The following is a 10,741-nucleotide window of genomic DNA, read 5'->3' as shown; positions in this document are numbered from 1 at the left end:
CTTTGATGCCAGCTGTGTTTGCACCGCTTTTGTCGATGACAATTTTCCGTGGCAAACCGTTCGCCTCAAGCGCACGAGCGAAGAACTTGGTCGCAGCCGCTTTGTTCCGGCGCTTGGATAGCATGAAATCAAGGGTCTTTCCGTGTTTGTCGATAGCGCGATAGAGATAAACCCACTCACCCTTCACCTTCACATAGGTCTCATCCATGCGCCATGAACGGTCGGCAGGGCGCTTTTGTACCGTGAAGCATCAGCTACAAGACCGGCATATCGACTCACCCAACGGTTCAGCGTCGCGTGATCCAGTTCAACGCCACGTTCCGCCATGATTTCTTCCAGATCCCGGTAAGACACGCCGTATCGGAGATAGAAGAAAACAGCATACAAGATCACTTCTTTCGGAAAGTGTGCACCCTTGAATGAGATTGTCACGGTCTGCTCCTGTAATTTGGAGCATGCGCTACCAAAACTAAGCTTGACCTGACAGGTGAAACAAAGTTTGCGACAGAACCACTACTTCGCTATTAGTTGGTAAAAAGAAACGCACCAAATCCATGCTTATCCAGAACTGAGTAAGCTATGACAAATTTCTTACGCATGCTGGCAAGATACCGCACCGCCAGTAGACCTCCTATCGGTGGATTTAGCATTCTCATGTGTGCTCAGCGAAACCTTAGATCAGCCTATTTTAGTGAACCAGAACCTGCTCCAAAAAGTTCTTCGTCCGTTCGCTCTTCGGATTATTGAAAAAGCTCTCGGGATCGTCTTCTTCGATAATCTCACCCGCGTCCATGAAGATCACCCGATCTGCCACTTTGCGTGCGAACCCCATTTCGTGCGTGACGCAAATCATGGTCATCCCTTCCTGAGCCAGTGTCACCATGACGTCCAGAACCTCACCGATCATTTCAGGGTCTAGGGCAGAAGTGGGCTCGTCAAACAACAGGATATCTGGCTTCATGCATAGCGCCCGCGCGATAGCCACGCGCTGTTGCTGGCCGCCGGACAACTGACCGGGATACTTCGGGGCCTGATTGGCGATCTGGACCTTTTCCAGATACATCATCGCAGTCTCTTCCGCTTCAGCCTGAGAGATTTTGCGGGCCAGCATCGGCGCCAATGTACAATTCTCAAGGATCGTCATGTGGGGGAACAGGTTAAAGTGCTGGAACACCATGCCCACATCCTGCCGCAGTTTGTCGATATTGGGGTCCTCGGCGCTGATCGCGTGGCCGTTGATCTCGATCAAGCCGGACTGATGTTCCTCAAGCTGGTTTATCGTCCGGATCATGGTCGACTTGCCCGACCCCGACGGCCCACAGACGACGATTTTCTCGCCCCTGGTTACGGTCAGATTGATGTTTTTTAGGGCGTGGAAAGTTCCGTAGTACTTTTCCACCTTGTTTAGTCTGACGGCCGGTTTTTCGGACATGGGCGATCTCCCCTTCAAGATTTGATAGCGGCTGTTACGATGATCTCAACTTTCAATACGTTCCGCGCCAGACGGGCCTCGCCACAGGCTCGAGCCGGCGCGTGACCCTCGGGTACCCAGGCATCCCAGACGGCGTTCATTTCTGCAAAATCCGCCATATCGCGCAGCCAGACGGTGGCCTGCAGGATATGTTCGCGGTCCGAGCCCGCCTCGGCGAGCAGGGCATCAACGCGGGACAGAGAGTCCTGCGTCTGTTCGGTGACGCTGTCACCCGAGCCGACCTGACCGCACAGATAGGCCACGCCATTGTGCTTGACGATCTTCGACATCCGCGCACCGGTGTGGAGACGTTCAATCATTTCAATAGCCCCCGGCCTTTCAGCGCTTCGGAAATCTCATCCAGAATGGCCGGATCATCGATCGCAGCCGGCATCTTGAACTCAACGCTGTCGGCAATCTTCTGCATTGTCCCGCGCAAAACCTTGCCAGAGCGTGTTTTCGGCAACCGTTTGACCGGGATGGCTGTTTTGAAGGCAGCGACGGCTCCGATCTGTTCCCGCATCAGCACGATCAGTTCTTTCTCCAGCTCACCCGAATCCCGATCCGCGCCGTCATTGGTCACATAGAAGCCCAGCGGCATCTGACCTTTCAACGCATCGGCGGCACCGACCACGGCGCATTCGGCGATGTCCGGATGCGCCCCAATCACCTCTTCCATAGCGCCGGTCGACAGGCGGTGCCCTGCCACGTTGATGATGTCATCGGTGCGCGCCATGATGAAGACGTAGCCGTCCTCATCAATGATCCCTGCATCCGATGTGGCGTAGTAGCCGGGAAATTCGTTCATATACGAAGTCAGGAACCGTTCCGGCGCATTCCAGAGCGTCGGGAAACCCGACGGCGGCAGCGGCAGCTTGCACACGATGTTGCCCAGCATGCCGGGTTCGACCTCATGCCCCTCATCGTCCAGAACCTGTATGTCATAGCCCGGCATCGGCCTGCCCGGCGAGCCATACTTGACCGGGAACTGCCCCAGACCCACAGGGTTGCCCGACATGGCCCAGCCGGTTTCGGTCTGCCACCAGTGGTCGATCACAGGACGCTTCAGCTTTTCCTCGGCCCACTGAATCGTCGCCGGGTCCGAGCGTTCGCCAGCCAGAAACAGGGTGCGGAACTTGGACAGGTCATACTGGCCGATCAACTGGCCCTTCGGGTCCTCTTTCTTGATCGCACGGAAGGCGGTCGGGGCCGTGAACAGCGCTGCGACTGCATGATCCTGAATGACCCGCCAGAAGGCACCCGCGTCCGGCGTGCCCACGGGCTTGCCCTCATACACGACGGTAGCGCAGCCATGCAGCAGCGGCCCGTAGCAGATATAGGAATGTCCGACGACCCAGCCCACATCGGATGCGGCCCAGAACACCTCACCGGGAGTGATCCCATAGTGGTGTTCCATCGTCCATTTCAGCGCCACCATATGCCCGCCATTGTCGCGCACGACCCCCTTGGGCTGGCCGGTGGTTCCGGAGGTGTAGAGGATATAGAGTGGATCGGTCGCCGCGACCGGCACGCATTCCGTGATCTCGCCCGCCGCCTTTGCTGCGCCAACCCGTTCGGCATAGTCCAGATCGCGGCCCAGGAACATCTCAGCCAGTTCCATGTCGCGTTGCAGGATCAGGCAATGCTCGGGCTTGGTTGTGGCTTCTTCAATCGCTGCATCCAGCAACGGTTTGTAGTGCACGATCCGTCCGGGCTCGATTCCGCAGGAGGCCGAGATGATCATCTTCGGCGCGGCATCGTTGATGCGGGTGGCCAGTTCATGCGGAGCAAAGCCGCCAAAAACGACCGAATGGATCGCACCCAAGCGAGCGCAGGCCAGCATCGCAAACACCGCTTGCGGCACCATCGGCATGTAGATGACAACGCGATCACCCTTGCCGACGCCATGAGCGCGCATGACCGAAGCCAACGCGCCGACTTCGGCCTGCAATTCACAAAAGCTGAAGGTCTGAACCGTGTCGGTGACCGGGCTGTCATAAACCAGCGCCTTGCGGTCACCGTGCCCAGCCTCGACGTGACGGTCGACACAGTTCCAGCAAGTGTTGCAGGTTGCCCCGGCGAACCAGCGCCCGTAGACGCCCATCTCCGGGTCAAAGACTTTTTCAGCAGGCGTGAACCAGTCGATCTGTTCGGCGGCCTTGCCCCAAAACGCCTCGGGGTCGGCCTGCCAGCTTGCATATGCGTCCGCGTAGCTCATGACATCACGTAGTTCAGGCCGAGGCGACCGCCATCGACGTAAATCGTTTCGCCAGTGACATAGCTGGCCTTTTTCGAGCACAGGAACGCCACCACATCGCCGATCTCGCGCGCGGTGCCTGCACGGCCCATTGGCGTGCGCGACATCGCCATTTTGAACGCTTCGGGATTGGCGTTCACACCCGCCATCATCTCGGTATCAATCGAGCCGGGGCCAACCGCATTGACACGAATGTTTTTTGGAGCCAGCGCCAGTGCAGCAACCTTGGTCAGCTGCATGATCCCGCCTTTCGAGGCGCAATAGGCCGGGATCGCCGGGATCGCGACCTGCGCGTTGATCGACGACATATTCACGATCGCGCCTTCGATGCCCTTTTCGACCATCGTGTTCGCAACCCGTTGCATCGCCACGAACACGCCACGCAGGTTGATATCCATCACCCGGTCATAGGCGGCCAGATCATAGTCCAGGAAGTTGCCCGGCATCGCGATACCCGCATTGTTCACCAGCGCCGAGACCGGGCCGTGTTCACCCTCAATCGTGTCGAACATCGCGCTGATGGCGTCCACGTCGCCCATGTCGCAAACCATTCCGACACCGCCCACGGTCGCGGCGGCTTCGTGCACGCTGTCCTTAACATCGACCAGAACGACCTTGTAGCCATCCTCGCTCAGCGCCTCGGCGCAGGCCAGTCCAATGCCCTGCGCAGCACCGGTTACAACTGCAATAGGAGTGTCAGCCATCTGCGTTTACCCTTCAAATCCGTAATCTTGCTTTGCCTGGCCGGCAGTGATCAACCCGGCGGCCAGATCGCCTGCCACCGCGTCCCGATCCCTCTGCTCCGGCGCGCCATAGCCGCCGCCACCCGGCAGGCTGAGTTTCAGCCGCTGGCCGTTCTTGACCAGTTGCCGCCCCTTCGAGCGCAGCTTGGTCCCATCGGACAGTTCTACGGCACCCGCGCCACCGGCCAGCCCGCCATTGCGTCCGCGCGCGGGGTTTTCCACCCGGTCGAACATAGCGTTGAAGTAGAAATCATAGCCCTCACGCGGCTCAATTTCGATGGTCTGGCCCAGACCGCCGCGCAGAGCACCTGCCCCGCCTGAGCCTTCGCGCAAATCCTTGCGCCAAACGGTGATCGGCCCCACATGCTCGGTCGCCTCAACGCTCATGGTCGACACGCCGGACGGGAAAGCTGTGGCGCTCAGTCCATCAAAACCGGGGCGCGCACCGGTGCCGCCCGAATTAAACATCAGAACCTCGCGGTTCGGCAAACCGCTTTCGGGGTCCGAGGCCCGCGCAGAAATCTGAATGTTCCAGAGCGCGCTTGCGCCCTCGGCTGGAACCGTATCCGGCATCGCCTTGTGCAACGCGCCCAGAACCACATCCGGCACCAGATGGCCCATGACGTGGCGCACCGAAACTGGCGCGGGACGTTTGGCCGCTAAGATGCAGCCCTCTGGCGCGGTGATCTGAAACGGCTCAAGCGAGCCTGTGTTGTTCGGCACCTCGGGTGCAATTGCACATTTTAGTGCGTAACAGGCATAGGCGCGGGTATAGACCTCGGGGCAGTTCACGCCGAACCGGCTCATCCCCGATGTGCCCGCGAAATCCGCCAGCAGTTGATCGCCATCGACGCTAAGCGTCACCTCCATATGCACCGGGGCGTCATAGCCGTCGACTTGCATCGTCTCGTGATAGGTGCCCGAGGGCACTTTGGCGATCGCCTCCAGCGTCGCCTTACGGCTTGTCTCGATGACGAAATCCGATAGGGACTGCAGGTCGTCAATGCCGAACTCATCCATCATCGCCTGCAGACGGCGGTCGCCCGCCTCGTTACAGGCGGCCAGCGAGTACATGTCGCCCACGGTCTGGTCGGGCGTGCGCACATTGGCGCGGATCATCTCAATCAGCAGAGGCTGCACCTGACCGCGTTCGGCGAACTTGGTGATCGGGATCAGCAGACCCTCTTCAAACACCTCATTGCCATCCGGCCCAAAGCCGCGTCCGCCGATGTCCACCACATGCGCGGTACAGGCAAAGTACCCGATATGCGCGCCCTTTCGGAACACCGGAGTAACCACGGTGATGTCGTGCAGGTGGCCGGTGCCCAGCCACGGATCATTGGTGATGAACACATCGCCATCAAACGTGTTCTGCGGCCCGATCTGCGCGGCGAAATGCGTGACGCTCTCCGCCATCGCATTGACGTGGCCCGGAGTTCCAGTCACCGCCTGTGCGATCATCCGCCCCTCACGGTCGAACAGTCCCGCCGACAGGTCGCCCGCCTCGCGGACCGAGGTTGAAAAGGCCGTACGGATCAGCGTTGTAGCCTGTTCCTCTACAACCGCAATCAAGCGGTTCCACATGATCTGATGATCGATATCTGACGCACTCATCGCTTAAGCCTCCTTCGCCAGCAAGAGCAAACTTCCATCGCCCTGCCCCACCGCGCGATAACCCGAAGTGACTACGGTTGATGTTTCGGATTCGACGATGATCGCGGGGCCTTCGACGGCTTTGCCCGGTGTCATGCTCGACCGCTCGATCTCGCGCGCTTCAACCGATTTGCGCAGGGCGGCGTCGAAGAACTCCCGCGTCCGCGCAACATCCGCGTCCGAGCCGCTGTTATGACCGACGACAGGTTCGGCATCGGGCAGAACCGTCGAGACGGTTAGAAGCCAGTTGGTGATCTCCACCGCAAGCCCTTCGATGATCCGGCCAAAGAGCGTACGGTAGGCGTCTTCGAAGGCCTTGAGGATCAGTGACACATCGCTGTCTTCGAACTGCTTGTGCGACAGCACGACCGGGATTTCCCAACCCTGCCCGGAATAGCGCATCTGCGCGGTCAGACGAGTTTCAGTATCGGCCCCTTTCGCTCCCTCGTCCACAAAAGCACGCGCTTCGGCCTCCATCTCAATCAGGGCCGCATTCACGGCACCGGCGTCGAAGTCGTCCAGACGCTGGAACAACCCGCATGTCGCCTCAAAGCTGAACGGCGCCTTTAGGAACCCGATGGCCGAACCCACCCCCGCGCCCGGCGGGATGATAAGCGCCTTGATCCCCAGTTTCTCGCACTGACGGCAGGCGTGCAGCGGGGCACCGCCGCCAAAAGCGATCATGGTAAAATGTTCGATGTCGCGCCCGTTTTCGACCGTGTGAACCCGCGCGGCGTTGGCCATGTTCTCGTCCACCAGTTCGGTGATGCCAAAGGCGGCATCCCCGGCGGAGAGGTTCAGCTTGGCGGCGGCTTTCTCGGATTCTGCCGTGTGCAACGGGATCGCGCCACCGGCAAAATTGTCCGGGTCCAGACGGCCCAGCAACAGGTTCGCATCCGTCACCGTCGGCTCGGTCCCGCCGCGCCCATAACAGGCCGGTCCGGGTTCCGATGCGGCCGAGCGCGGCCCCACTTGCAAACGCCCCATGCTGTCAACCGAAGCAATCGAACCGCCCCCGGCCCCGATTTCAACCATCTCGACCACGGGGGTCGACACGGTCATGCCCGAGCCTTTTTTGAACCGATAGGTCCGGGCAACCTCGAAGGTGTTTGCGGTCTTGGGCGCACCGTCTTCGATCAGGCAAATTTTGGCGGTAGTGCCGCCCATGTCAAAGCTGAGCACCTTGTCCAGCCCATGCGCGCGCGCAAAGTCGGCGGCAAAGATTGCGCCGCCTGCAGGGCCGGATTCCAGTAGGCGCACGGGCTGCTCTGCCGCGGTTTCGACCGAGATCAGACCACCACCGGAATGCAGCATAAACACAGGCGCGTTCACGCCGGTGTCGCGCAGGCGCGCCACCAGGCGGCCTAAATAGTCGGCCACTTGCGGCTGCACATAGGCGTTGGCGATGACTGTGTTGAACCGGGGCAATTCGCGCATCTGTGGCGAGATCACCGAGGACAGCGAGATCGACAGATCGGGCAGCGCCTTGCGAAACGCCGCGCCCATGGCAACCTCATGCGCGTCATTGGCATAGGCGTGCATCAGGCCGATGGCGACCGCTTCGAAGCCACCCGCTTTGATCGTGTCGACCATGGCGTTGACCTCGGACAGATCCAGCGCCAGCAGAACCTCTCCGTCCGGGCCCATGCGTTCATTCAGGGTGAATCGGTCCTGACGCGGCACCAGCGGTTTCGGCAGGTTCAGGTTCAGGTCATATTGCTCGAACCGGTTTTCCGAGCGCATCTCGATCACGTCCCGGAACCCTTCGGTGGTGATGAAGGCGGTCTTGGCGCCGCGGCGTTCGATCAGCGAGTTGGTCACCAGCGTGGTGCCGTGAATGACCTGCCCAATGTCTCCCAGCGCGAGATCAGCCTGATCTGCCGCTTTCACGATCCCGTCCAGGATCGCCTGTTCCGGCTGGCTGTAGTTGGTCAGGACTTTGCAGGTGGACAGACCGCCGGGATGCTGCAGCGCCACATCCGTAAAGGTTCCACCAATGTCGACGCCGACGCGAATATCAATCTTGCTCATGGGACTCTAAAGGCTCTTGAGGATTTGGTTGGCCGTGAACGCCGTCTGATACAGACGGGACATGATCGGGGCCGACGGAACGGTTGAAAGCTCGGTCATGGGCAGCGGCAACTCCGCCGGGTCCATGCCCGAGATCAGATTGGCCATGCACTCACCAAAGATCGTGCCGGTGGTGATACCGCGACCGTTATAGCCGATGGGGGTCAGCAGGTTCGGGGCCAATTGATAGATGCGCGGCAGGTGATCGGGAGTCATGGCGATCTGTCCATGCCAGGCCTCTTCGAACTCCACCGGACCCAGTTCGGGATAGAGGCGTGCGAGGTTTTTTTGGGCCCAGCGATGCGATAGCCCGCGTCCGACCGATCCGACGACCGTCCCCATGGACCCGATCACAAGGCGATCGTAGGCATCGCGCCGAATGCTGAACATGATCTGACCCGTGTCCCAGATGCCCTGACGACCGGGAAGAATATGCGACATGTCCGCTTTCAGCGGCTTCGTTGCCAACTGAAAATAGTGGATCATGGTGAAGACACGGTTCAGGTCCGGCCACAGGGTGTCGCTGTAGGCATTTGTACCCAGCACAACGTATTTGGCCCGGACCGTGCCTTTGTCGGTTTCAACAACCCATGTCTCACCATCGCGCCGCAGATTGGTTGCGCGGACACCGGTGCTGATTTCGGCCCCCGCACCTTTTGCGGCACGCGCCAAGCCCCGGCAGTAGCCCATCGGATTGATGGTACCCGCTCGATGGTCCAACAGGCCGCCGTGGAACGCGCTTGTTCCTGTTTTTTCAATCATTTCTTCAGCGGATAGCAAATCGACTGGTTCGCCCAAACGTGCCCATTCTGCATGGCGCGCCTTCAGGTCTTCGAAGCCTGACGGTGCATGCGCTGCGTGAATGGTTCCTGTTTTGGTAACCTCGCAGCGGATCTGGTGCTTTTCGATCAGATCAAAGACTTGCGCCGGCCCATTACCGAACCGCTTTACAAAGCGAGGCCCGTAAGTGTCACCCAGCTTTTTGCGGACCGCAGCTGGCGGGTGCCAAACCCCTGCATTAACCAGACCCACATTGCGCCCCGATCCACCAAATCCGATATGCTTTGCCTCAAGGACATGGGCGCTCAGCCCCTGCTCCGCGCAGTAAAGCGCCGTTGAAAGACCGGTGAACCCGCCGCCAACGATTGCGACATCTGCTTCTGCGTCGCCAGTCATCGGATTACGAAGATCCGGTTCCTCCGCGGACATATCCCAAAGAGAGATCGGGCTGTCTGTATTCATGCGCGGGTACCCTCTTTCTGAACTTCGAACACACCCGGCAGCCAGGCGATTCCTGTTTACCTACGTTGCAACGAACTCTTCTTTGTGTCAATATATGATAAGTGTGTTTTATATATCGGAACAAATGATATGACCCAGCTTAAGAAAACAGCAGCCCAGATGGTTCAGGAATCACGAGATCGCATCGAAGAGATCGAAACTGCGGATCTGATCGCGATGGTTGATGACCCGAATGTTGTCATCGTCGATATCCGCGATGTGCGCGAACGTCAGCGCACCGGCTTCATCCCCGGCAGCTTCCACGCCCCGCGCGGGATGATCGAGTTTTGGGTCGATCCCGATAGCCCATATCACAAGGACATTCTTGCGCAGGAGGGGAAGAAGTACGTTTTCCATTGCGCCTCAGGCTGGCGCTCGGCCCTTACTGTAGCGACCTTGCAAGATATGGGTTTTGAAGCCGCGCACCTGAAGGACGGCTTCGGGTCTTGGGAGAAATCCGGTGGGCCAATCGAGAAAAAAGACTGACACTGAGCAGAAGCTACGCCTCAGAGTTGGCGAAGCTTCTGCGTCACACCCTCTGCAGCGTGATGAACCAACATACCTAGCCGTTCTTCTCCGCCTTCGCTTAGATTGATATCGGGTAGCGAAATACCGAGGGCAGCGACGGCCTCACCGTCGGGCAAAAGGATCGGCGCGCCGAAGCTTAGAATGCGATCGCGAAATTCTCCGCGGTCGAAGGCATAACCCCGCTTGCGTGTTTCCTCGACATCTGCGGTCACTTCATCCAATGTCGTAAGGGTTTTGTCGGTGTATCGGGCCAGTTGACCGCCCAGTTTGTTGCGCAGCTGTTCGAAATTGCTCGACAGAATGGCCTTGCCCGTACCCACACAATGAATCGGTGCGCTGCCGCCAACCGGGTTCCAGGACCGGATCGGCTTCAGGCTTTCAACCTTGTCGATATAGATGACGCTCAGCCCCTCAGGCACCGCGAGGTAAATCGCTTCACCCGTCTCTTGGCTCAGAAATGCCATCTCGGGCGCGGCGACCGCCCGTAGGTTCAGGTTTTCAACAGAACTGCGCCCAACCTGCCAGGTCTTTAGGGTTGCGGCATAGGTCTTGTCATCCAGATGTTTCACATATCCGAGCGTGTTCAGCGTTTGCAAAAGACGGAACGTGTTTGATTTCGTCAACTCCAGTTCCCGAGAAAGTTCCGTCACACCTTTACTGCCTTGATGCGCCGCGAGATTCTCCAGAATGGCTAGTCCTTTAGACAGTGTGGAATCCACTTTCGGGGCTTTTGGTGTT

The 10,741-nt window shown here is 59.1% G+C and carries 9 protein-coding genes and 1 pseudogene; 1 reads left to right on the top strand and 9 read right to left on the bottom strand.

Annotation, left to right across the window (positions count from 1 at the left end; genetic code table 11):
- From ACR0EZ_RS22045 to ACR0EZ_RS22010, 8 genes and pseudogenes are all read right to left on the bottom strand, one after another.
- A pseudogene (locus ACR0EZ_RS22045) lies at nt 1–432 on the bottom strand (IS6 family transposase); the annotation flags it as partial.
- Nucleotides 433–688: 256 nt separating this feature from the next.
- On the bottom strand, nt 689–1,432 hold the full coding sequence (locus tag ACR0EZ_RS22040) for an amino acid ABC transporter ATP-binding protein (RefSeq protein ID WP_480616952.1): 744 nt from the start codon (nt 1,430–1,432) through the stop codon (nt 689–691).
- A gap of 14 nt (nt 1,433–1,446) precedes the next feature.
- Complete coding sequence (locus ACR0EZ_RS22035; RefSeq protein WP_480616951.1) at nt 1,447–1,791, bottom strand: RidA family protein; 345 nt, start codon at nt 1,789–1,791, stop codon at nt 1,447–1,449.
- On the bottom strand, nt 1,788–3,689 hold the full coding sequence (locus ACR0EZ_RS22030) for a propionyl-CoA synthetase (protein ID WP_480616950.1): 1,902 nt from the start codon (nt 3,687–3,689) through the stop codon (nt 1,788–1,790). Before ACR0EZ_RS22030 ends, ACR0EZ_RS22035 begins: the two co-directional genes overlap by 4 nt.
- A complete protein-coding gene (locus ACR0EZ_RS22025; RefSeq protein ID WP_480616949.1) occupies nt 3,686–4,432 on the bottom strand; it encodes an SDR family NAD(P)-dependent oxidoreductase in 747 nt (248 codons plus the stop codon). Before ACR0EZ_RS22025 ends, ACR0EZ_RS22030 begins: the two co-directional genes overlap by 4 nt.
- A 6-nt stretch (nt 4,433–4,438) precedes the next feature.
- Nucleotides 4,439–6,085, bottom strand: a complete 1,647-nt coding sequence (locus ACR0EZ_RS22020; protein ID WP_480616948.1) for a hydantoinase B/oxoprolinase family protein — start codon at nt 6,083–6,085, stop codon at nt 4,439–4,441.
- A 3-nt stretch (nt 6,086–6,088) separates the two neighbouring features.
- Complete coding sequence (locus tag ACR0EZ_RS22015) at nt 6,089–8,155, bottom strand: hydantoinase/oxoprolinase family protein (protein ID WP_480616947.1); 2,067 nt, start codon at nt 8,153–8,155, stop codon at nt 6,089–6,091.
- 6 nt (nt 8,156–8,161) lie between these two features.
- On the bottom strand, nt 8,162–9,436 hold the full coding sequence (locus tag ACR0EZ_RS22010; protein WP_480616946.1) for an NAD(P)/FAD-dependent oxidoreductase: 1,275 nt from the start codon (nt 9,434–9,436) through the stop codon (nt 8,162–8,164).
- A gap of 129 nt (nt 9,437–9,565) precedes the next feature.
- Between ACR0EZ_RS22010 and ACR0EZ_RS22005 the strand changes: the two genes are divergently transcribed.
- Entirely contained in the window at nt 9,566–9,961 is a 396-nt protein-coding gene (locus ACR0EZ_RS22005; RefSeq protein WP_480616945.1) for a rhodanese-like domain-containing protein, read from the top strand.
- 20 nt (nt 9,962–9,981) lie between these two features.
- Here the strand turns inward: ACR0EZ_RS22005 and ACR0EZ_RS22000 are convergent, their stop codons facing one another.
- Complete coding sequence (locus ACR0EZ_RS22000) at nt 9,982–10,722, bottom strand: IclR family transcriptional regulator (protein WP_480616954.1); 741 nt, start codon at nt 10,720–10,722, stop codon at nt 9,982–9,984.
- Nucleotides 10,723–10,741 lie beyond the last annotated feature (19 nt).

It is taken from the genome of Ruegeria sp. AK4, from assembly GCF_056541025.1.
The sequence above is the reverse complement of the archived record's forward strand: the minus strand, read 5'-3'. Positions and strand labels throughout refer to the sequence as shown.

Excerpts from the sequence above, each read along its gene's own strand:
- ACR0EZ_RS22020 (WP_480616948.1), bottom strand. The coding sequence starts at position 6,085 with ATGAGTGCGTCAGATATCGATCATCAGATCATGTGGAACCGCTTGATT.
- ACR0EZ_RS22005 (WP_480616945.1), top strand. The coding sequence starts at position 9,566 with ATGACCCAGCTTAAGAAAACAGCAGCCCAGATGGTTCAGGAATCACGA.
- ACR0EZ_RS22035 (WP_480616951.1), bottom strand. The coding sequence starts at position 1,791 with ATGATTGAACGTCTCCACACCGGTGCGCGGATGTCGAAGATCGTCAAG.
- ACR0EZ_RS22025 (WP_480616949.1), bottom strand. The coding sequence starts at position 4,432 with ATGGCTGACACTCCTATTGCAGTTGTAACCGGTGCTGCGCAGGGCATT.
- ACR0EZ_RS22010 (WP_480616946.1), bottom strand. The coding sequence starts at position 9,436 with ATGAATACAGACAGCCCGATCTCTCTTTGGGATATGTCCGCGGAGGAA.
- ACR0EZ_RS22040 (WP_480616952.1), bottom strand. The coding sequence starts at position 1,432 with ATGTCCGAAAAACCGGCCGTCAGACTAAACAAGGTGGAAAAGTACTAC.
- ACR0EZ_RS22030 (WP_480616950.1), bottom strand. The coding sequence starts at position 3,689 with ATGAGCTACGCGGACGCATATGCAAGCTGGCAGGCCGACCCCGAGGCG.
- ACR0EZ_RS22015 (WP_480616947.1), bottom strand. The coding sequence starts at position 8,155 with ATGAGCAAGATTGATATTCGCGTCGGCGTCGACATTGGTGGAACCTTT.